The sequence below is a fragment of the Micromonospora sp. CNZ280 genome (assembly GCF_011759515.1).
This window is the reverse complement of the sequence record NZ_JAAOYP010000001.1, coordinates 223,419-245,014: the sequence shown is the minus strand read 5'-3', so window position 1 is coordinate 245,014 and position 21,596 is coordinate 223,419. Positions and strand designations below refer to the sequence as shown.

General features: G+C 73.8%; 19 protein-coding genes. 10 read left to right on the top strand and 9 right to left on the bottom strand.

Translation table 11 applies throughout. The features are described from left to right. Window positions 1-24 precede the first annotated feature (24 nt). Genes FHX32_RS01105 through FHX32_RS01095 form a run of 3 tightly spaced genes read right to left on the bottom strand, consistent with a single transcriptional unit; the run spans window position 25 to window position 4,218 of the window. Window positions 25-693 (bottom strand): response regulator transcription factor, encoded by a 669-nt coding sequence (locus FHX32_RS01105; protein ID WP_007072219.1) that lies wholly within the window; start codon window positions 691-693, stop codon window positions 25-27. A gap of 7 nt (window positions 694-700) precedes the next feature. Next, complete coding sequence (locus FHX32_RS01100) at window positions 701-2,395, bottom strand: sensor histidine kinase (protein ID WP_167178650.1); 1,695 nt, start codon at window positions 2,393-2,395, stop codon at window positions 701-703. Window positions 2,396-2,409: 14 nt separating this feature from the next. Further along, complete coding sequence (locus tag FHX32_RS01095) at window positions 2,410-4,218, bottom strand: long-chain fatty acid--CoA ligase (protein ID WP_167178648.1); 1,809 nt, start codon at window positions 4,216-4,218, stop codon at window positions 2,410-2,412. Between the two features lie 129 nt (window positions 4,219-4,347). On the opposite strand from FHX32_RS01095, the gene FHX32_RS01090 reads away from it, so the two are divergent. The 6 genes from FHX32_RS01090 (at window position 4,348) to FHX32_RS01065 (ending at window position 9,647) form a co-directional block, all read left to right on the top strand. Next, complete coding sequence (locus tag FHX32_RS01090) at window positions 4,348-4,803, top strand: SRPBCC family protein (protein WP_167178646.1); 456 nt, start codon at window positions 4,348-4,350, stop codon at window positions 4,801-4,803. Window positions 4,804-4,843: 40 nt separating this feature from the next. Beyond that, complete coding sequence (locus tag FHX32_RS01085) at window positions 4,844-5,518, top strand: hypothetical protein (RefSeq protein ID WP_167178644.1); 675 nt, start codon at window positions 4,844-4,846, stop codon at window positions 5,516-5,518. A gap of 65 nt (window positions 5,519-5,583) precedes the next feature. Then, window positions 5,584-6,531 carry an ROK family glucokinase gene (locus FHX32_RS01080; RefSeq protein WP_167178642.1) on the top strand — a complete coding sequence of 316 codons (948 nt, stop codon included), beginning with the start codon at window positions 5,584-5,586 and terminating at the stop codon, window positions 6,529-6,531. A gap of 10 nt (window positions 6,532-6,541) precedes the next feature. After that, complete coding sequence (locus FHX32_RS01075) at window positions 6,542-7,243, top strand: endonuclease/exonuclease/phosphatase family protein (RefSeq protein ID WP_167178641.1); 702 nt, start codon at window positions 6,542-6,544, stop codon at window positions 7,241-7,243. A 96-nt stretch (window positions 7,244-7,339) separates the two neighbouring features. Beyond that, entirely contained in the window at window positions 7,340-8,746 is a 1,407-nt protein-coding gene (locus FHX32_RS01070) for an NAD(P)-binding domain-containing protein (RefSeq protein ID WP_167178639.1), read from the top strand. Between the two features lie 76 nt (window positions 8,747-8,822). After that, complete coding sequence (locus FHX32_RS01065) at window positions 8,823-9,647, top strand: alpha/beta fold hydrolase (RefSeq protein ID WP_167178637.1); 825 nt, start codon at window positions 8,823-8,825, stop codon at window positions 9,645-9,647. A 60-nt stretch (window positions 9,648-9,707) separates the two neighbouring features. Here the strand turns inward: FHX32_RS01065 and FHX32_RS01060 are convergent, their stop codons facing one another. The 3 genes from FHX32_RS01060 to FHX32_RS01050 form a co-directional block, all read right to left on the bottom strand. After that, window positions 9,708-11,126, bottom strand: a complete 1,419-nt coding sequence (locus tag FHX32_RS01060) for a trehalose-6-phosphate synthase (RefSeq protein WP_167178635.1) — start codon at window positions 11,124-11,126, stop codon at window positions 9,708-9,710. 604 nt (window positions 11,127-11,730) lie between these two features. After that, a complete protein-coding gene (locus FHX32_RS01055; RefSeq protein WP_167178633.1) occupies window positions 11,731-12,564 on the bottom strand; it encodes a DUF308 domain-containing protein in 834 nt (277 codons plus the stop codon). Between the two features lie 254 nt (window positions 12,565-12,818). Continuing rightward, a complete protein-coding gene (locus FHX32_RS01050; RefSeq protein WP_088992707.1) occupies window positions 12,819-13,034 on the bottom strand; it encodes a helix-turn-helix transcriptional regulator in 216 nt (71 codons plus the stop codon). A 154-nt stretch (window positions 13,035-13,188) separates the two neighbouring features. On the opposite strand from FHX32_RS01050, the gene FHX32_RS01045 reads away from it, so the two are divergent. Both FHX32_RS01045 and FHX32_RS01040 read left to right on the top strand, forming a co-directional pair. Continuing rightward, window positions 13,189-13,491 carry a hypothetical protein gene (locus tag FHX32_RS01045; RefSeq protein WP_167178631.1) on the top strand — a complete coding sequence of 101 codons (303 nt, stop codon included), beginning with the start codon at window positions 13,189-13,191 and terminating at the stop codon, window positions 13,489-13,491. Between the two features lie 109 nt (window positions 13,492-13,600). Beyond that, window positions 13,601-14,308, top strand: a complete 708-nt coding sequence (locus FHX32_RS01040; protein WP_167178629.1) for a lysophospholipid acyltransferase family protein — start codon at window positions 13,601-13,603, stop codon at window positions 14,306-14,308. Between the two features lie 160 nt (window positions 14,309-14,468). On the opposite strand, the gene FHX32_RS01035 is transcribed toward FHX32_RS01040, so the two are convergent. Next, entirely contained in the window at window positions 14,469-17,927 is a 3,459-nt protein-coding gene (locus FHX32_RS01035; RefSeq protein ID WP_167182038.1) for an adenylate/guanylate cyclase domain-containing protein, read from the bottom strand. 114 nt (window positions 17,928-18,041) lie between these two features. Further along, the gene (locus FHX32_RS01030) at window positions 18,042-19,403 is read right to left on the bottom strand and encodes an IS4 family transposase (protein ID WP_486480860.1); all 1,362 of its coding nucleotides are present in this window, start codon (window positions 19,401-19,403) and stop codon (window positions 18,042-18,044) included. A 195-nt stretch (window positions 19,404-19,598) separates the two neighbouring features. On the opposite strand from FHX32_RS01030, the gene FHX32_RS01025 reads away from it, so the two are divergent. Further along, window positions 19,599-19,844 (top strand): hypothetical protein, encoded by a 246-nt coding sequence (locus tag FHX32_RS01025; protein ID WP_167178628.1) that lies wholly within the window; start codon window positions 19,599-19,601, stop codon window positions 19,842-19,844. Window positions 19,845-19,916: 72 nt separating this feature from the next. Here FHX32_RS01025 and FHX32_RS01020 read toward each other — a convergent pair whose 3' ends face one another. Next, complete coding sequence (locus FHX32_RS01020) at window positions 19,917-20,609, bottom strand: Crp/Fnr family transcriptional regulator (RefSeq protein ID WP_088997507.1); 693 nt, start codon at window positions 20,607-20,609, stop codon at window positions 19,917-19,919. A 263-nt stretch (window positions 20,610-20,872) separates the two neighbouring features. Between FHX32_RS01020 and FHX32_RS01015 the strand changes: the two genes are divergently transcribed. Next, window positions 20,873-21,370 carry a polyadenylate-specific 3'-exoribonuclease AS gene (locus tag FHX32_RS01015; protein WP_167182034.1) on the top strand — a complete coding sequence of 166 codons (498 nt, stop codon included), beginning with the start codon at window positions 20,873-20,875 and terminating at the stop codon, window positions 21,368-21,370. Window positions 21,371-21,596 lie beyond the last annotated feature (226 nt).

Below are 21,596 nucleotides of genomic sequence, written 5' to 3'. Positions count from 1 at the left end.
TCGATGGGCCCCCGGCGGGGAGCGTCAGAACTTCGGGGCGTCCGGCGCCTCGAGCAGGCCCAGCCGCAGCGCGGTCATCAACGCCTGCGCCCGGTTGGCCGCGCCCAGCTTCTCGTAGAGCTTGGAGATGTGGGTCTTCGCGGTGGACTCGCTGACGAAGAGCTGCTTGGCGATGCCGGCCACGCTCATCCCGTCGGCGAGCAGCCGCAGCACCTGGCCCTCGCGGGGGGAGAGCTGCGGGCCGGACGGGGCGAGCCGGCGCTTCATCGCCTCGGCGAGGTCGGCGGCGGTGAAGGCGCTGGGGGAGGAGGCGGCGTGCCGGGCGGCGGCCACCACCTCGTCGGCCGGGGCGGTCTTCGGCACGAAGGCGCTCGCGCCGGCCTCCAGGGCGCCGAAGAGCTGGTCGTCACCGGCGTACATGGTGAGCACCACGATGCCCATCGATGCGCTGGACTTGCGCAGCGCCCGGGTGGCCTCCAGACCGCTGCCGTCGGGCAGCCGCAGGTCCATGATCACCACGTCCGGCTGCAGCGCACCGGCCTGTCGTACCCCCTCCGCCGCCGTGGCGGCTTCCCCGACGACCTCGAACTGCCGGTCACGCTCGAACGCGTGCCGGAGGCCCTTCCGGATCAGATCGTGATCGTCGACAAGGAGGACCTTGGTACGGGTGGCCGGTGTCGGACTTGTGGTCATCCTCGGGTTACTCCCCTTCTGCTGCCGCGGTGCTACCGCGCACGTTATCGCGCCGGGGCGAGGAACCGACCACCACAGCCACGGTCGTGCCGCTCGGCTGCCGCGGCCTGATCTCCAACCGGCCCCGGATACGTTCCGCCCTCTCGGCCATGATCGCAAGACCGTAGTGCCCGTCGGTGCGCTGGTCACCCATGCCCTGACCGTCATCCGACACTTCTATTTGCGCGTACGGGGGGTCCACCTCGCAGGTGACCCAGAGATTCGACGCCCCGGCGTGCTTGCGCGCGTTGGTCACCGCCTCCTGGGCGATGCGCAGCAACTCGGCCTCGGTGGCGGCCGGCAGCCGCGCGGTGGACTCGTCCAGCGACAGGTGCACCCGCAGCCCGGCGGAGGCGCCGACGGTGCGGGCGTACTCGGCGATCGCGGCGGCCAGGCCGCCGTGCCGGTCGACCTCGCTGCGCAGCTCGAACAGGCTCAGCCGCAGCTCGGTGATCACCCGGGTGACCTCGCCGCGCAGGGTGCGCAGCGCCTCGGCGGTCTCCTCGGCGTCGTCGAAGACGGTGGCCAGCGCGTTGTCGATGCCATAGCCGACCATCACCAGTTCCTGGGCGACCCCGTCGTGGATCTCCCGGGCCAGCCGCTGCCGCTCCTCGTTGGTGGCCAGCGCGCGCACCTCGTCGAAGAGCAGCGCGGCCTCCAGCCGCAGCGCGGCCGGGCCGGTCAGCCCGGTCACCCGGGACATCACCGGGGCCGGGTACGCGTGCGCCGCGTCCGCTTCCAGCACCACCAGCCCCACCGTGCGCACCCCGGCGACCAGCGGCACGATCAGCGCGGACACCTCTCCGCCCCGGTGCGAGCGGGCCTGCGAGCGGGCCGCGGTCTGCGGCTGCTGGCTGGCCCACGCGTCGGCGATCGCCGAGTCGGCGTCGAGCGTGGTCTCCCAGTCCACCCGGTCCACGCCCGCCTGGGCGAGCACCACCAGCCGGCCGCCGCCGCTGGCGGAGAGCACCGCCGCCCGGTCGGCCGGGGCCACCGAGCGCAACTCCTCCAGCAGGTGCTCGGAGATGCCGCCCGGGTCGAGCGTCGCCCCGGGCAGCTGGCGGGCCACCGTACGCAGCTGGGTCAGCAGCCGGGTGGCCTCCGCGTACGGCTGGGGCTTGCCCTCGTTGCGGGCCTGCATCACCCGGTGCAGCGTCCGGGCGGCGTACAGGCCGAGCGCGGCGAGGATCAGCCACTGCGCGCAGACCGCCAGGTAGCCGAGCTGGGTGAGCTGCGGCCGGCCGTCGACCTCGGTGAGCGCCCCGGCCACCAGCAGGGTGGCTCCGGCGACCGCGAGCAGCATCGCGCCCTCGTGGAACCGGCGGCGCAGCGCGGTGACGGTCACCGGGACCGCCAGGTAGGGCAGCACCGCGGAGGCGCCCAGCCCGCCGATCTCCCCGCCGATGGTGGCCACCGCGCCGACCTGGCTCGCCGCCAGCCCGAGCACCACCACCTCGGCCACCCGGCTGAGTGGGCCGACCGGCCGGTGCTCGGGGGCCAGCAGGGCGGGCAGCCCGGCGACGGCCAGCAGCGCGATCCACCAGAGCTGGCGGTCGTCGTGCGTGGCGAGCAGGGTCAGTACGGCGACCAGCGCCAGCACCACCACCCGCGCGGCCGCGGCGAGGGGATGCGGGTGGGGTCGGGCGGCTGTCGAGGCGGGCACGTGACGGATAGTAGTCAGCCTTGGTAGATCTCGGCGATCTCCGCCGCGTACGTCTTGTGCACGACCTGCCGCTTGACCTTCAGCGACGGGGTGAGTTCCCCGGTCGCCTCGGTGAAGTCGCGGGGCAGGATCCGGAACACCTTGATCGCCTCGGCCTTGGAGACGGCCTGGTTGGCCAGGTCGATCGCCTGCTGGATCTCGGCCCGCAGCCCCTCGTGCCCGCGCACCTGCTCGGCCGTGGTGCCCTCGGGCAGGCCGGCGCCGGCCAGCCAGGTCGGCAGCGCCTCCTCGTCGATGGTGACCAGCGCCGCGATGAACGGCTGCCGGTCGCCGACGACCACGCACTGGCTGACCATCGGGTGCGCGCGGACCTGGTCCTCCAGCACCGCCGGGGCGACGTTCTTGCCGCCGGCGGTCACGATGATCTCCTTCTTCCGGCCGGTGATGGTCAGGAAGCCGTCGCTGTCGAGCTGGCCGAGGTCACCCGTGCGGAACCAGCCGTCCGGGGTGAGCGCCTCGGCGGTGGCCGCCTCGTTGCGCCAGTAGCCCTGGAAGATCAGGTCGCCGGCGATCAGGATCTCGCCGTCGTCGTCGATCCGGATGGTCACCCCGGGCAGCGGCCGGCCGACGGTGCCGATCCGGGTGCCGCTGGGCAGGTTCGCCGCGGCCGCCGGGGAGGTCTCGGTCAGGCCGTAGCCCTCCAGCACGGTGACCCCGATGCCGCGGAAGAAGTGGCCGAGCCGCGCGCCGAGCGGGGCGCCGCCGGAGATGGCGTCCCGGCAGCGGCCACCGAGGGCGGCCCGCAGCTTGCCGTAGACCAGCTTGTCGAAGAGGGCGTGCTGGGCGCGCAGCGCCAGGCCGGGCCCGCGCGAGGTCTCCAGCGCCTCGCTGTACGCGATGGCGACCGCCTCGGCGCGGGCGAAGATCCTGCCCTTGCCGTCCGCCTCGGCCTTCTGCTTGGCCGCGTTGTAGACCTTCTCGAAGACCCGGGGCACCGACAGCACGAAGGTGGGCCGGAAGTCCTGCAGGTCGGCGACCAGGTTCTTGGTGTCCGAGCAGTGCCGCATGGTGGCCCGGGCGTGCACGACGCCGATCTGGATCAGCCGGGCGAAGGCGTGCGCCAGCGGCAGGAACAGCAGGGTGGAGGCGCCGGCGTGGAACAGGTTCGGCAGCACCGGCACCGCGTTGGCGATGTCGGCGTACATGTTCCGGTGGGTGAGCACGCAGCCCTTGGGCCGGCCGGTGGTGCCGCTGGTGTAGATGATGGTGGCGACGTCCGCGGAGCGCAGCCCCGCCCGGCGGCGGTCGATCTCGGTCGGGTCGACCGACACGCCGGCCGCGACCAGGTCGTCCACCCCGCCCAGGTCGATCTGCCAGACCTGGCCCAGCTCGGGCAGCCGGTCCCGGACGCCGGCGATCAGGGTGGCGTGCGCGTTGGTCTCGACCACGCAGGCGACCGCCCCGGAGTCGGCCAGGATCCAGGCGGCCTGCTCGGCGCTTGAGGTCTCGTAGATCGGCACGGTGACCCCGCCGGCCGCCCAGACGGCGTAGTCGACGAGGGTCCACTCGTAGCGGGTGCGGCTCATCAGGCCGACCCGGTCGCCGGGCCGCACGCCCGCCGCGACCAGGCCACGGGCCACCGCGACCACCTCGTCGCGAAACTGCCGGCAGGTGACGTCCACCCAGCCCTGGCCGTCGCCGGCCGGGGCTGGCCGGACGAACTGGACCGCGTCCGGGGCCACCTCGGCGTTGTCCCAGACCGGGTCGGTGAGGTTGGCCGCGTCGCCGACGGTGACGATCGGCGGGACGGAGAACTCGCGCACCTGCACTCCCTAGCGCTCACACTGACCGGGGCCGGCCGCCAGCTGCTGGTCGGCTCCCGTCGAAACCTACCCGCCCGGGCAGGTGGGTGGCGTAGGCAGGTTGCCCCCGGCGCCGGGTAGCCTCCCCCCATGGCGGACTCCTCCACCCAGTCGATCATCATCGGCGCGCCACCGGACCGGGTGGCGGCGGTCATCTGCGACTTCCCGGCCTACCCGGAGTGGACCGAGGCGGTCCGGCGGGTGGAGGTGATCGAGGAGTACGAGGACGGCTACGCCAGCCAGGTGCGGTTCACCATCGACGCCGGCGTGCTGGCCGACGAGTACGTGCTGGCCTACGAGTACGCCGAGGACCTCACCCGGATCGAGTGGCACCTGGTGGCGCCGTCGAAGATGCAGAAGTCCCAGCGCGGCGCGTACGACCTGGTCGCCAACCCCGACGGCGGCACCACGGTGACCTACACCCTGGAGGTGGAGCTCTCCGTCGGGATGCTCGGGATGTTCCGCCGCAAGGCCGAGAAAATGATCATGGACACCGCGTTGAAGCAGCTGAAGCGCCGGGTAGAAGCACCCGGTGCGGCGCAGTGACGCGGGCGGCGAACCGGCCGCCCCGGTAGAGGAGCCCAGCGTGGGTGCAACGGATCCGGGCGCGGCCCGGGAAGAGGCGGAGCGACTGGTCGCCACGCTGCTGGCCACCGCGCGGCTGGCCGCGTCGGGTTCGGCGGCCGGCGGCCTCGGTCCGCTCGGTGGGATCGTGTCGAGTGTCCTCGGTCACAGCGCCGGGTCGGGCGCGTCCAGCGGACGCGGCGGCGGTTTCGCCACCGGTACGGCCGAATGCTGCGTCTGCCCGATCTGTCGCGCGATGACCGCGCTGCGCGACCCGAGTCCGGAATTCGCCGAGCGGCTCGCCACCGGCGCCGGTGACCTGGCCGCCGGGGTGGCCAGCCTGCTGCGCGCGTTCGCTCCGGCGGAGCCGTCGCCGACGACCACGCCGCCGGCCGGGACGGCCGCCACCGGCCCCGACCACCCCGCCGCGGACGCTGGCCGGGGCGTGGACGACGACCGCGTCTGGCGCGAGGCCACCCGAAGCGGGCATGATTCCGAACCGGCGCCGGAGCCCGACGTCTGGTCCACCGCCACCCGGGCGGCGGACGTGACCGCTCCGGCCGCCGCCGTGCCGCCCGTCGACGTCGCCGGGGCGGCCACGCCGGGCACCGCCCGGGCGGCGGCCGACCGTCGGGTGGTGCCCGCCTCGCGGGTGCCCGACGACGCGGCCGCGGACGCTCCGGGCGACGGGGCCTGACCAGACATCTCGGCACCCACCGGCCGCGGCCGGTGCGGGCGGCACAGCAGAGGGGAGTGGCAGCGGTGACGCTGACCATCGGAGTCGACGTCGGTGGCACGAAGGTGGCCGCCGGCGTCGTGGACGACACCGGCACGGTGCTCGTGCAGGCCCGACGGGACACTCCCGCCGACGACGTCGGCAAGACCCGGGACGTCATCATCGAGCTGGTCGCCGAGCTGTCCACCAGCCAGCCGATCACCGCGGTCGGCATCGGCGCGGCCGGCTGGATCGACGCCAGCCGCTCCACCGTGCTCTTCGCGCCCAACCTGGCCTGGCGGGACGAGCCGCTGCGCGAGTACGTCAGCACCGCGACCGGCCTGCCGGTGATCGTGGAGAACGACGCCAACGTGGCCGCCTGGGCGGAGTTCCGGCACGGCGCCGCCCGCGACGCCGACGACTCGATGGTCATGTTCACCATCGGCACCGGGGTCGGCGGCGGCATCGTGCTCGGCGGGGAACTGCTGCGCGGCGCCAACGGCATCGCCGCCGAGCTGGGCCACATGCTCACCGTGCCGGACGGGCACCAGTGCGGCTGCGGCCGGCTCGGCTGCATCGAGCAGTACGCCAGCGGCAGCGCCCTGGTGCGCTTCGCCCGAGCCGCGGCCCGCCAGGAGCCGCACCGCGCCACCGCGCTGCTGGAGCTGGCCGGCGGGGAGTCCGAGGCGATCACCGGCCCGATGGTCACCGCTGCGGCGCAGGGCGGCGACCTGGTCTCCATCGAGGCGTTCGCGCAGGTCGGGCGGTGGCTGGGCACCAGCCTGGCGGACATGGCGCAGATCCTCGACCCGCAGGTGCTGGTGGTCGGCGGGGGCGTGATCGAGGCCGGTGACCTGCTGCTCGGCCCGACCCGGCGGTCGTTCACCGAGGCGCTGGCCCAGCGCAGCCGGCTGCCGGTGGCCGACATCCGCCCCGCCGAGCTGGGCAACAGCGCCGGCGTGATCGGCGCGGCCGACCTGGCTCGCCGGCTCTGAGGCGGCGCCGGTGACGCAGAGCCCGGGCGTGCCGCTGCGCGTCGTGTCGTACAACATCCACAGCCAGCGCGACGACACCGCCGCGCTGGCGGCGGTGGTCCGCGCCGCCGCCCCGGACGTGGTGGTGGTGCAGGAGGGGCCGCGGCGGTTCCGGTGGCGGCAGAAGTCCGCCGCGCTCGCCGAGTCGTTCGGCCTGGTGGTCGCTGCCGGCGGGCTGCCGGCCCTGGGCAACCTGCTGCTGACCAGCCTGCGGGTGCGGGTGACCGCCACCCGGTGCCAGCGCTTCCCGCTCACCCCCGGGCGGCACCTGCGCGGCGCCGCGTACGCCGAGTGCGTGGTCGGCGGCGCCCGGTTCACCGTGGCCGGGTCGCACCTGTCCACCGACCCCGCCGAGCGGCCCGGGCAGGCCGCGCTCCTCAAGCGCGAGCTGGACGCCGCCGCCACGCCGGTGATCGCCGCGGCGGACCTGAACGAGGGGCCGGACGGCCCGGCCTGGGCCACCGTCGCCCGGGGGCTGACCGACGCGGCCGTGGCCATGGACCGCGCCGACCTGCTCACCTACTCCTGCGCGGACCCGCGCCGCCGGATCGACGCCCTCTTCGTCGACCCGCGGATCACCGTCGTCGACTACGACGTGGTGGACACCCCGCAGACCCGCCGGGCCAGCGACCACTTCCCCGTCCTGGTCGACCTGCTGCTGCCCGCCGGCTGACCGGCCGCGCCGCCACCGGGGCTGGACAACCGGCGCTGATGTGGAGAGGATTTCGCGCGACCCGGCACTCGTGCCGCACAAAAGGAGAATCCCCCGGTGCCCACCTCCACCGACCCCGGCCGGCCCGACCCGGAGGCGACCACGCTCGCCCTGACCCCGGACGGCCGCCCGGTCTCCGACCGGGGCGACACGGTCTGCGTCATCGGCGCCGGGGCCAGCGGCCTCACCGCCATCAAGAACCTCAAGGAGCACGGCTTCGGCGTCGACTGCTACGAGCGGGAGACCGGCGTCGGCGGCGCGTGGAACTGGCGGCACGACCGCAGCCCGGTGTACGCCAGCACGCATCTGATCTCGTCCCGGCCGTTCACCCAGTTCCCGGACTTCCCGATGCCGGACGACTGGCCGGACTACCCGCACCACAGCCAGCTGCTGTCCTACTTCGAGCGGTACGCCGACCACTTCGACCTGCGCGCGCACATCTGGTTCGGCACCGAGGTGGTGCGGGTCGAGCCGGTCGAGGGGGACCGCTGGGACGTCACCACCCGCAGCACCGGCGGCTACGGTCCGGAGCGCACCGCCCGGTACGCGGCGGTGGTGGTGGCCAACGGGCACAACTGGTCGCCGAAGCTGCCCCGCTACGAGGGGCTGGAGCAGTTCCGCGGCGAGGTCATGCACGCCTCGTCGTACCAGGACCCGGCGCAGCTGCGCGGCAAGCGGGTGCTGGTGGTCGGCGCCGGCAACACCGGGTGCGACATCGCCGTGGAGGCCGCCCAGCAGGCCGCCCAGTGCTGGCACTCCACCCGCCGGGGCTACTGGTACGCGCCGAAGTACGTGTTCGGTCGCCCGGCCGACCAGGTCAACGACTCGCTGCTCGCGCTGCGGGTGCCCCGGCGGGTACGCCAGTGGCTCTACCACTGGACGCTGCGGCTGACCGTCGGCGACCTGACCCGGTACGGCCTGCCCAAGCCCGACCACCGGGTCTACGAGACGCACCCGATCGCCAACAGCCAGCTCGTCTACTACGTCGGCCACGGCCGGATCAGCCCGGTGCCGGACGTCGCCCGCTTCGACGCGTACGGGGTGGAGCTGACCGACGGCCGCCGGATCGACCCGGAGCTGGTCGTCTTCGCCACCGGCTACCTGCCGCGCTTCGAGTTCCTCGACCCGAAGGTGCTCGGCGACGACGGCGGCACCGGACGGCCCACGCTCTGGCTGCACGCGTTCGCCCCCGGGCATCCCACCCTGGCGGTGGCCGGCCTGCTCCAGCCGGACTCCGGCCTGTTCCCGCTCGCGCACTGGCAGATGGTGCTCTTCGCCCGGCTGTTGCGGCTGCGGCAGACCCGCCCGGACCGGGCCGCGGCGTTCGCCGCGAAGGCGCAGGCGCGGGCGGGGGAGCGGTACACCGGCCCGGTCAAGGACAGCACCCGGCACTGGTTCGAGGTCGGGCACGCCGACTACCTGCGCGCCGTCCAGCGCGCGCTGCACGACCTGGAGGACAAGTGAGCGAGCGCAGTGAGCGAACCATCCGGCTCAGTGCGGCCGCGCCGCACGGCGCCGCGCGGCGCAGCGGAGCGGCGGCGTGAGCGAGCGGGTGCGGGTGCTGCGGGGGCGGGAGTGGGCCCGCCCGGTCCGCCCGGTCCGGCGCGAGGTGCTCGCGGCCACGCCCGAACTGGAGGAGGGCCGGCCGCCGCTGCTGTTCGTGCCGGGGTTCGGGCACGGCGCGTGGGCGTTCGCCGAGCACTGGCTGGGGCACGCCGCCGGTCGCGGTTTCCCGGCGTACGCGCTGAGCCTGCGCGGGCACGGCGGCAGCGGCCCGGCGCCGGAGGCGACGCTGCGGGCGTACGCCCATGACGTGGTGCAGGTGGCGGCGGGGCTGCCGCGCCAGGCGGTGCTGGTCGGGCACGGCGCCGGGGCGCTGGTGGTGGCGCATGCCCTCGCCCGCTACCCGGCCCGGGCCGCGGTGCTGGTCGCGCCGGTGCTCGGCGGCTGGGCGACGTTCGGCGCCGCGCTGCGCCGCAACCCGGCCGGCACGCTGCCGGCGGTGTTCGGCGGGCAGCTGCGGCTGAACCGGCGGCAGCTGTTCAGCCGGGAGCTGCCCGACGCGGACGCCCGGGGGTACGTGTCCCGGCTGGGCCGGGCCGCCCGGCGCGCCCAGTGGCAGCTGCTCACCCATGCCGACCCGGAACCGGCGGTGGGCCGGCCGCCGGTGCTGGTACTGGGCAGCCCGGACGACCGGATCGTCCCGGCGGCGGTGCTGACCCGGGCCGCCCGTCGGTACGGCTCGGCGCCGCTGCTCTTCCCCGGCATGGGGCACGACCTGATGCTGGACGCCCGCTGGCGGGAGCCGATCGACGCGATCCTGGACTGGCTGGCGAAGGACCCGGCGTCCGAGCACCGGCCCTGACCCGTCCGCCCCGGCCGCCTCGCGCTGCCGGGTCGGATGGTCACGGGGACGGGGCCGACGTCAGGCGGAGGCGCCCAGCCGGGTGAGCAGCGAGTCGCTCTCGTCGAGCGCGGAGAGGTAGGAGCGCGCCCAGGCGCGGATGTCGTGCCGCTGCAGGTGCGCCCGCATGGCCCGCATCCGCTCCCGGACGTCGACCGGGTCCGCGCGCAGCGCCGTGAGCAGCCCCTGCTTGAGGCCCTCCAGGTCGTGCGGGTTGACCAGGTACGCCTGGGACAGCTCGGCGGCGGCGCCGGCGAACTCGCTGAGCAGCAGCGCCCCGGCGTCGTCCACCCGGGCCGCGACGTACTCCTTGGCGACCAGGTTCATGCCGTCCCGCAGCGGGGTCACCGCCATCACGTCGGCGACCCGGTAGAGGGCGGTCAGCTCGGCCGGGTCGAACGGCTGGGTGAGGTAGTGGATGGCCGGCTCGCCGACCCGGCCGAACTCGCCGTTGATCCGCCCGACCTCGCGCTCCACCCGCTCGCGCAGGTCCTGGTACTGGCCGACCCGTTCCCGGCTGGGCACCGCGACCTGCACCAGCACCGTGTCGCGCACCTTGACGTGCCCGTCGGCGAGCAGCTCGCTGTACGCCTTGAGCCGCTGCTCGATCCCCTTGGTGTAGTCCATCCGGTCGACGCTGAGGATCACCTGACCGGGGTTGCCGAGGTCGTGGCGCAGCCGTTGCGCCCGGGCGGCCACGTCGGGGCGGTTGGCCAGCGCGGCCATCTCGGCGGTGTCGATGGAGACCGGGAACGCGCCGATCCGGACCACCCGGTCGTCCACGGCGATCCGCCGGTCGGTGGCCGGTAGCTGGAGCACCTTGACCGCCAGCTGGGCGAAGTTGTGCGCGGCCTGCGCCCGCTGGAAGCCGACCAGGTCCGCGCCGAGCATGCCGCGCAGCAGTTCGGCCCGGCGGGGCAGCTGCATGAACAGCTCGGGCGGCGGAAACGGCACGTGCAGGAAGAAGCCGATGCGCAGGTCCGGCCGGAGCGCGCGGAGCAACCCCGGCACCAGTTGCAGGTGGTAGTCCTGCACCCAGACCAGCGCGCCCGGCTCGGCTACCTCGGCGGTCGCCTCGGCGAACCGCTGGTTGACCCGCTGGTACGCCTCCCACCAGCGGCGGTGGTGCACGGGCTGCTCGACCGCGTCGTGGTAGAGCGGCCAGAGGGTGGAGTTGGCGAAGCCCTCGTAGTGGTCCCGCAGGTCGGCCTGGCTGAGCGGCACGGTGTGCATGCGCACGCCGTCAACGTCCGGCAGGACGGGCGCCGGCCCGGTGCCGCCGGCCCAGCCGACCCAGGTCGCCGGGGCCGCCCGCAGCAGCGGGTGCAGCGCGCTGACCAGGCCGCCGGGGCTGCGGCGCCATTCGCAGGCCCCGTCCGGGGCGACGCTGTCGTCGATGGGCAGACGGTTGGCCACCACTACGAGGGAACTCTGTCGCATCTCGGGCATTCCGATCACCAGGGGTGTGACTGCCGCGAGCGAGGAACAACCGGGCAGTCAGCGGGGGAAGTGACGGACAGCGGTATTCCTACTGACAGTAAGTTACACCACTGTTACGCCCGAGGCGTGGGCCGACCACCGTCCCGCCATCCGGGCGGGCACGTGAGCTCCACCCGGGTCGATGGGCGGGCGGCGGCCGCTTGATCGACTCCGTGCCGGCGACATGGAGGTGTCCATGCGACTGGGGCGCCGCGATAACGGCGGAGCGGAGTCGATCACTGAGACCTGGCGAGTCGATGGACTGCCGGGTGGGCCACTCGACAAGGAGGGTGATACCTCCGGGTCATCAAAATGACTCAGAGGTATCACCCTCGCAGGGGCACTTTCCGATCCGCGACGACACGCCCGGTCGGATGGCACGACTCGGTAGCGCCGGCGGGCCCGGAACTGCGGGGTCGTGCGGGGCCGGCCCAGAGCCCGCGGGCCGCTGTCGGGGCGGCAGCCGGTTGGCCGGTCGCGCGGGGCCGGCTCAGGGCGTCGGGCGCGCCGGGGCGGGTTGAGGTGCGGATGACGGTCGGGGCGGCGCGGGGTGGCGGGTAGAGGGTCAGACGACGGCGCCGTCGTCCGGGTCGTCGTCGGAGTCGCCGGGGCGCAGCCGCCAGATCAGCGTGACGAAGCCGGCGAGGATGCCGGTGAACCCGAACAGGGTGACCACCGCCCGGTCCACCGGGAGCAGGTCGGGGAAGAGGAAGAGGGTGAAGCCGACGACGACCGCCAGCACGCCGGCGGCCGCGTACTTGGAGATGCGCGGCAGCGGCGGGGGCGGCGGCGGGGTGTAGCGCTCGTCCTCGTCGTCGGGCAGATCGGCGCCGAAGGTGTCCAGCCCGTCCAGCAGCGACGGCTCGTCCTGCCGGTCAGGCCCCACCGAGATCCCGGAGATGTCCGCCGCGTACGGCAGGCGGCGCACGTCGGTGGCGGTCGGCCCGGCCGGCTCGTCGGCGCCGGTGCGGGTGACCGGGCCGCTCGCGGTCGGCTCGTCCGGGTCGACGTCCTCGGCGGCCGGCCACGGGTTGTCGCCGGCGGCCGGGGTGGCGTGGAAGCCGGCCACGATCCGGGCCCACTCGGCCTCGATGTCGGGCTCGTCGTCGCGGGGCCGCTCGGTGGGCGTCTCGTCGGTGAGCTGGGTGAGGTAGTCGCGGGCGGTGGTCAGGTGCGACCGGTCGACGTAGAGCCGGTCGACCGGGCGGGACGGGACCGTGGTGGTGCGGGTGACCGGGTTCAGGTCGGCCGACGGTTGCAGGTACGCGGCGATCCCGCCGGCCGCGAGGACGTCGAGCAGGTGCTCGCCGATGCGCGGATCCACGTCGCCCGCGACCGCGTACTCGCTCGCGTCGAGCCCGTTGTCCCGCCGCCCCCGGCGGGCTCCACCCGCTGACACCGGACAATCCTCCTCATCGCGCCGAACGGCGCGGCCGCTCCCGCCCCCTGCGGCGCCACCCGTACGCCGTGCCTTGAATCGTGACACGTCGGGACCCGGTTCCGGGAGTGCGTTGTGTCGCGTCTTCCAAAGTCGGCGCCCCGGCCGCTGGTCGCGACCGGGGCTGAATGTCTGTTTCCGCTAGGGGCGCGTCAGGTGACCGCCCACTCAGTCGGCGAGCCGCCCGGCGTATCGCCGGTCGTGTATGTGCCAGCTCACTCGGGCTCGTCGCCGTCGGTCACCCGCGGCGGCCGGTGCTCGGCGATCCACGCCTCCACGTCGGCCCGCAACCAGACGGTCATCCCGTGCAGCCGCTGGAAGGGCGCGGGAAAGGTGGGATAGCGAACGAGTTGACGCATCCGGGTGCGACTCACGCCGAGCATCTCCTGGAGCTCGTGCGGACCGACCAGGGGTCCCGGTACGTCACCCACCCGGCGACCGTAGGACGATCGGCAGTGCCGTTTTAGGCCTACCTAGTTGCGCAGACCCCTTCGAGTGTCGCAGAGTGTCCTGGTGGCGTCCGTCCGGCGGTGGGCCCGAACCCGCCGGACGGACGCCGCGTCGATCGAGCGGAGGGAGCGGCGGGTGGACGAGGCGGTCGAGTTGGCGTGGCTGCGGGAGCGGGTGGAGGGGCTGGAGAGCGCGCTGCTCGGCTCGCGGCGGGAGGGCGTGGCGATGGCGGCTCGGCGTGCGACGACCCGGCTGCCCGTGCTGGTCGTCGCGCTGGTCTGCACTGGCGTCCGCGGCCCGGAGCTGGTGCAGGCGGGCGGGTGGCGGGCCTGGGTGGTGGTTCCGGCCACGCTCGTGCTGCTCGGGCTGATCGGGGTGGAACTGCGGGCGGTGTGGCGACGCCGGCGCGACGGCAGGCGGCGGGCGCCGGTCGGGTGACGACGCTGATCGGTCGTCCGTTGTGGCGGGTGGCGGCGCTCCGTAGGCTCGTCGGCGACGGCACCCCGGTCGGTGCTGTCCCGGGCACACACCATGGGAAAGGACGCCGGTGCTGTACTGGCTGTTGAAGTACGTCCTCCTCGGGCCGCTGCTGAGGCTGATCTTCCGCCCGCAGGTGGAGGGCCTGCACCACGTGCCGGACACCGGCCCGGTCATCCTGGCCAGCAACCACCTCTCCTTCTCCGACTCGATCTTCACTCCGTTGATCACCCCGCGGAAGGTCACCTTCGTGGCGAAGGCCGAGTACTTCACCGGCAAGGGGATCAAGGGCTGGCTGACCCGGATGTTCTTCGTCGGCACCGGCACCATCCCGGTGGACCGCTCCGGCGGTCGGGCGGCCCGCGCCGCGCTGGACACCCAGTTGAAGGTGCTGCGGGCCGGCGGCATCGCCGGCATCTATCCGGAGGGCACCCGTTCCCCGGACGGCCGGCTCTACCGGGGCAAGACCGGGGTGGCCCGGCTCGCCCTGGAGAGCGGTGCGCCGGTGGTCCCGGTGGTGATGCTCAATCTCGACGAGATCCAGCCGCCGGGCAAGCTCCTCCCGAAGCTCCAGCGGGTGCGGATCCGGTTCGGCGCGCCGCTGGACTTCAGCCGCTACCGGGGCCTGGCCGGTGACCGGTTCGTCGAGCGCGCGGTCACCGACGAGATCATGTACGAGCTGATGGAACTCTCCGGCCGCGAGTACGTCGACATCTACGCCCAGAAGCTCAAGAACCAGCCCACCCCACCCACCCCCCGCGAACCCGTCCCCGCCTGACCCACCCCTCCACCCCCTCCCACGCCCGGATCCCAGCGCGCACGTTCTCTGAACGAGTGGCTGTCCGCGGCGTCTTGGCCACTCGTTCTCTGAACGTGCGCGGCCCAGAAGGGAGGCGCGGGACGGGGCGCGCGGTGTGCGGGTGGGGTGGGGAGGGGGGTCAGCGGGGGGTGGGGAGGCGGAGGAGGCCGGGGGCGGCGTTGCGGTCGGCGAACTCGCGTACCCGGGTCAGCGTGGCGGCCGCGGCGGCCGGGTCCACCTCGGACAGCGGGCCGACCGAGAGCGCGGTCGCCAGGATGTGGTCGGTCCGGTCGGTCATCCGCGCGTAACCCTGCGCCGCCGCGGCGAGCAGGTCGGCGGCGGCCCGCGGGTCGCCGTCCCGCCAGGCCAGCGTGGCGTCGGCGGACTGCCCGGCGGCCCGCGCCCACGGGGTCATCCGGGGCGAGCGGCGCAGCAGGTCCCGGACGAGTCGCGCCGCGTCCGCGCCGAGCAGGGCGGCGAGGTGCCCGACCGCCGGCACCCACTCGGCGAACGGGATCATCCGGGTCTGCCGCCAGTCCTCGTCCAACTCGGTCAGCAGCGCCATCGCCTCGTCCCGGCGGCCCTGCACCGCCCGGCAGAGCGCGGCGTGCGCCAGGGTGACCCGCAGCACCCGGTGGAAGCCGCTGCGCCGGGCCGCCGCGAGGGCCTTCTCCAGCAGGTCGGGGCCGGTCGGATCCGGCTCGGCGCCGAGCGCCCGGATCCAGCCGGAGACCGCCACGATGTGGGTGTCCCACTCGGCGGTCGGGCCCTGGGTCGCCCCGTCCGCCATCTCCAACGCCGCCACCCACTCACCGGCGTAGTACGAGCGGGCCCACTGGTCGGCGAAACCGATGGTCAGGCCGTGCTCGCCGGCCAGGTCGAGGGAGCGCTGCTCGTCGATCAGCCGGACCGAGCCGGCCAGGTCGCCCTCCTCCTGCAGGATCCAGGACAGGTTGTGCACCGCCCGGCGGCGGCTGGTGAGCCGCTCCACCCGGCACTGCTCGGTGACGTCGGCCAGCTCCGCGTACGCCTCCTCGGCGCCGGCCAGGTAGCGGGCCACCGCGAGGGTGATCCGGGCGTTCGCCAGCGCCTCGTGCAGGCCCAGCCGCTCGGCCAGCTCGGCCGCCGCCTGGGCGGCCGCGCAGGCCGGCTCCGTCTCCGCGTTGAGCATGTGCACCCGGGCCAGCTCCAACAGCGCGCCGACCTTCTCCTGGGTGTCCGGCAGGCCGTCGTGCAGGCTGATCGCGCGGTCCAGGCAGCGCAGCGTCTCCGACCGGTCGGCCCGGCTCCACGCGGCGGTGGCCAGCAGCGTCCACGCCTTCGCGGCGGCCGGCCGGTCGCCCGCCGCGATCAGCCGGTCGGCCAGCCGGAGCAGGGTGTCCGTGCCGCCGTCGACCAGGAACGCGTCGCTGTCGCGGTAGAAGGCCAGCTCGGCGTGGAACAGTTCGAGCGCCGGATCCGGCCCGCAGTCCACGGCCAGCGCACGGTCGACCAGGGTGGCCGCGGTGTCCAGCGCGTGCAGCTCGTACGCCCGGCGGGCCGCGCGGTGCAGCGCGGTCCGGGTGGCCACGGCGTACGGCGCCGGGTCGAGGCCGACCGTGCGGGCGATCTCGTGCGCGGTCCACCGGTGGTTGGCCAGCACCTCGGCCAAGTCGTACTGCCGGCCGTCGGTGAGCTGTTCCAGCCAGTCGGCGGTGTGCTGGTGGCGCAGCACCCGTTCGGCCCGGGGCAGCCGCTGGTAGCAGACGTCCCGCACCAGGATGTGCCGGAAGCGGTACTCCGGCTGGCCGGGCATGGACGAGCTGGGCAGCTCGTAGACCAGGTCCCGGCGCTGCAACCGGTGCAGCGCCCGCTCCACCCACTCCACCGGCCGGCCCAGCGCCACCGCCACCGGCCCGGGCCAGAACTGCACGCCGACCACCGAGGCGGCCTGCAGCACCGCCCGGTCGGCCGGGTCGAGCAGGTCGAGCCGGTTGGCGATGACCGCCTGCACCGTGCGGGGCATCCCGGGCCCGCCGGCCGGGTCGAGCCGGACGGCGTTCGCCGCCGGGTCGACCAGGCCGCCGTCGAGCAGCATCCGGGCGTACTCCTGGGCATAGAGCGGGTTGCCGTCGGCGAACTCGATCAGCGGCTCGCGGGCCGCCACCGGCAGCGTGGCCTGCCCGAGCAACAGCGAGTAGAGGGTGTCGATGTCGCCGTCGTGCATCGGCGGCACCGAGATCGACATCGCGCCGCTGATCGTGCCGGTCCAGGCCGGGTGCCGCTCGCGCAGCTCGGGCCGGGCGGTCGCGACGATCAGCAGCGGCACCCCGCGGGCCGCCGCGCCGAGCTGCTCCACGAAGGACAGCATGGCCGCGTCCGCCCAGTGCATGTCCTCGAAGACCAGCACCGTCGGCTCGGTCGCGGCCAGGGTGAGCAGGAAGCGCCGCCAGGCGGTCTCGGTCTCGACCGGGGCCAGCCGCTCCCCGGGTACGCCCAGCAGCGGGCCGAGCGCCTCGGCGAGCCGGACCGCGTGCGGGTCGGCCAGCCGGCCCAGCCGCTGGCGCAGCCGCTCGCGCAGCGCCGAGGCGTCGTCGCTGTCCGGCAGCCCCACCCAGCTCTTCACGATGTCGGCCAGCGCGGCGTAGGTGACGTTCTCGCCGAACGGCGGGCACTGGCCGACCAGCCAGGTGACCCGGGCGCCGGGCAGGTTGGCGGCGTGCCGGGCCAGCTCGCGCAGCAGCCGGCTCTTGCCCACCCCGGCCGGGCCGAACACCGTCACCAGCTGCGAGGTGCGCTCGGTGACGGTGCGGTGCAGGGCGTTGACCAGCAGGCCGCGTTCGTGGTCCCGGTTCACCATCGGGGTCAGCTCGACGGTGTGCGGGTCGCGCCGGGGTCGGGCCCGTTCCGCCAGCCAGATCCGGCTGACCGTGGACCGTCCGCGCAGCCGCACCGGCGGCTGGTCGGCGTACTCCATCTCGTGCCGGGTGGCCGCCCAGGTGCTCTCGTCGACCACGACCCCGCCGGGTGGGGCCAGCCCCTGCAACCGGGAGGCGGTGTTGACCACGTCGCCGGTGACGAACGCCTGCCCGCCGTCCCGGGTCGCGGAGAGGTCGACCAGCGCCTCACCGGTGGCGATGCCGACCCGGAACTGCAACGGGTGTGGCCCGGTGGCCTGCCGGGCCAGGTTGCGCTGGAGTTCCAGCCCGGCGCGGACGCAGCGCAGCGCGTCGTTGTCGGTCGCCACGGGCGCGCCGAACAGCGCCATCACCGCGTCGCCGATGTACTTCTCGACCACCCCGCCGTACTGGTGCACCAGTCGCCGCACGGTGGCGAAGTACGCCTGTTGCAGGCCGCGCGCCTGCTCCGGGTCGGCCCGCTCGGCGTATGTCGTGAAGTCGACGATGTCGATGAAGAGCACGCTGACCTGGCGGCGGTCCTCCTGCACCGACACGGCGTGGTCGCGCAGCGGGTCGCCGCAGCTGGTGCAGAAGTTGGCCTCGGTGCTGTTGGCGTGGCCGCAGCCAGCACAGGTCCTGGACAGCGGCCGTCCGCACCCACCGCAGAAGCGGTCGTCCGGCCCGGCTGCCCGGGAGCAGTGTCCACAGGTGAGGTCGATGTCCAGCTCCGTACGCGAGAGAGCCCAGTATCCCGCCCCGGCGATAAGTCGGGTACCCGACGTGCGGGCGGCCCTTACCGCTGATCGGTCGGGGCTAGTCTCAATGCCGGGTAGTTAAGGGTCTGGGCTGGTCGTCAAGGCAGGTCCGGCGAGGATGTTGAGGCTGAGGGTGGCTTGGTAGGTGCGTCGGTCGATGTTCGGGCCGCGGGCGTTGTATTTGGAGATCGCTCGTTTGACGGTGCGGGCGTTGACGCGTAGCCGCCGCTCAGGCAGCAGGTTGTCCAGGACGAGACGGCCGATCTTGCCGACCAGGTCGATGACGGTGCCGGCGATGACGCCGGCGGCGTGGACGACCTGATCACGGGCGGCGTTGAGGGCGATGGTGAAGCTGGCCCGGTCGGGGTCGGTGCCGGTCTGGCCGTTGGTGGCGTCGGTCATCGCGGTGCGCAAGATCTGGTAGGTGACCAGCAGAGCGTGGATTTCCTGGTCGACGCCGGCCGGGGTCCGGGCCCGTAACACCCGGCCGCCGAGGATGCTGGACTTGATCTCCAAGTAGGCGGTCTCGATCTCCCACCGCTCGTGATACAGCCGCAGCATCGCGGTGGCCGGGTAGGCGTCCGGGTCCAGCAGCGTGGTGATCAGGCGGTAGATGCCGGTGACCGTGCCAGTCTTGGTGGCGATGCTGATCTCGGCGTCGATGACCCGGACCGGCTGGCCACCGAACACCGATCGGTAGGAGCCGTCCCGCCAGCGGTGCAGGACCGGCATCTTCGGGCCGCCGCGGCCGGTCTTGGCCCGCACCAGCAGGTGCGCCTGGCGGCCGGTCACGAGCTTGAGTAGGTGCCCGGCGGCGAAGTTACGGTCGGCCAGCAGCAGCACCCCGGCGGGCAGCCGGGCGAGCAGATCCTTGGCGTAGGTGCTCTCCCCGGCGGTGATCGGCCCGAACACCGCGTCCATCACCGACCGGGTACCGCACGCCATGACCGTGACCAGCCGCAGCATCGGATAGCTGGACCCGCCCGTGCGGCCCCCGCGCTGCTTGCTGAACCGGGCCAGGTTCGCCGCGCTGTCCGCGACGCTCAGCGTGGTGCCGTCGATCGCGCAGACCAGCAGGCCGCGCCAGCGTACCGGCCCGGCCAGACTGGCCGCCGGCCCGCGCAGCAGATCGAACAACGCCCGCAACGGCGCCGGACCGACCCGGCGGCGGGCCTTGGTCAACGCGGCCTCGCTCGGGTCCGCGACCGGCAGCCCATCGAGACCGGCGACCAGCCGCTGCCACACCTGCCGATACCCCAACTCGGTGAACAAACAGCCCGCCAACAGCAGATACACCACCACCCGCGAAGGCAGATCCCGCACCCGCCGCTGGGTACAGCGGACCTGCGCGAGAACCGCATCGATCATCTCGAACGGCACCTGCTGGGTCAGCTCACCCAAATGACCCGGCGCGAACGGACCTGCCCCGACCCGGACCACACGCGTAATGACAGACTGAACAGACAGCGGGACTCCCGGCGGTAAGGCATGTCTTGGCGGACGTACCTCTCTACCGGAGTCCCGCTGCCGGTACCTGCACCAACACGCCCTCTTGACCAGCCACCGCCGCGCTTAACTACCCGGCATTGGGGCTAGTCTCTCGTACCAGAAAAGATTGACCGCAGGGAGAGTGCCGTGCAGGTGCGACTGTCCGCCCGCTGGACCGATCCGGGTGGAACGGTGTGGGGTCCGGGCGACACGGTCGACGTCGATGCGGTCACTCTCGCCGAACTGGAGGAGCAGGGCATGGTAGAGCAGCCCGCGGGCCAGAGCGCTGGCTCGACCGAGACCACGACCACGACCACCAAGCCCAAGGACACCGATCCCAGCAAGATCGGCCCGGGTCCGAGTTCGCCCCCCGCGGACGACACCGACAAGTGAGCGACCGGTGCGGGCGGCGGGCCACCGCCGCCCGCCCGTGCGGGCGTACCCGACGTGGCGTGGCGGCCGGGGTCAGCGCTCGCTCATGCCGGCGCGACGCCGTAGTGCCGCCACGTCCGTGACCACGATCCGCCGGCCCTCGGTACGCAGCCAGCCGCGGCTGGCGAACGAGCCGATCGCCTGGTTGACGCTCTGCCGGGAGCCGCCGGCCATCTCGGCGAGCTGGCTCTGGTTCAGCTCGATGGTGATCATCGGGGCCTGGCTCTCGCCGGCCAGCCGGACCAGCGTCTTGGCCACCCGGCCGGGCAGGTCCAGGAAGACGTGGTCGGCGTTCTGCTCGGTGAGCCGGCGGATCAGCCCGCCGAGCGAGCGCATCACCGCGTCCAGGATGCGCGGGTTCGAGTGCACCAGCTCCATGAACGCCCCGCGGGAGAGCGCGAGCGCCGCGCAGTCCTCGATCGCCTCGGCGGAGGCCGAGCGGGTGGAGGCGTCCAGCAGCGAGACCTCGCCGAGCACGTCCGGCGGCCGGATCACCGACAGCACCGCGCGTTCCCCGGTCGGCGCGGTGCGGAACACCGCGACCGCGCCGCGCCGCAGCACGATCAGCGACTCGCCCGGGTCGTTCTCGACGAAGAGCAACTGACCCTTGCGGTACGTCCGCGGCACCGCAGCGGCGATCACCCGCTGGCGCACCTCGGGCTCCAGCCCGGCGAACATCTCCACACCCGTGAGCGCGTCACCCGGCTCCGGCAGGCGCATCTCCACGGCCGTCCCCTCCCCGGTCATGGACCACAACATCGCTCACCGGGTGAACCTGACGGGCCCCTGACAAGGTGAACTGACACCGGGTTCGGCGTCCGGTAGCGGTACACATCAGATCATGACGGCCATGTCGCTTGCTGTACACCCCTGGATGCGGTTCCGTGACCGTCCCGAGCTGCGCCGGTCCCGCCGATGACGTGCGGATCCGCCCGCGGGTGGGCGACCCGCCGGTCGGCCGGCGGCGGCGGTGGGCGAGGATGACCGGGATGGTGCACCGCTACTTCTACGACTGCGAGTTCATCGAGGACGGCCGGATCGTCGACCTGGTGTCGATCGGCGTCGTCGACGAGTACGGCCGCGAGTTCTACGCGGTCTCCACCGAGTTCGACGACTCCCGCGCCGTGCCCTGGGTGCGCCGCAACGTGCTGGACAAGCTCCCCTCGCCGGCCGACCGGGCCTGGCGGTCCCGGGAGCGGATCCGCGACGACCTGTACGACTTCCTGATCGAGCCGATCCGGGACCGCCCGGGCGAGCAGTTGGAGCTGTGGGCCTGGTACGCCGCGTACGACCATGTGGCGCTAGCGCAGCTGTGGGGGGCGATGCCGGCGCTGCCCCGGGAGATCCCCCGGTTCACCAAGGAGCTGCGCCAGCTCTGGGACGAGCGGGGCCGCCCGTCGCTGCCGGAGGCGGCGTCGGCCCGGCACGACGCGCTGGTGGACGCCCGGCACAACCTGGCCCGGTGGCGGGCGATGACCGGTTCGTAGGTTCGGTCGGTTGTGTCCCGGGACGGGTCGGGTCGGCGGGGTGGTCGACCTGTTCGGCCTGGCCCGGTCCGCGGTGACCGGCGCGCCGCCGGAGCCGGGGGAGAACCGCGAGGTTCAGCTACTGACCGGTAGCCGGACCGGCCCCGGGGTGCGGTGTCGGACCCCTGCCACGGCGACTACAGTGCGCACTGACGGCCCGCCCCGGGCCGGCAACGGCGCCGATGGT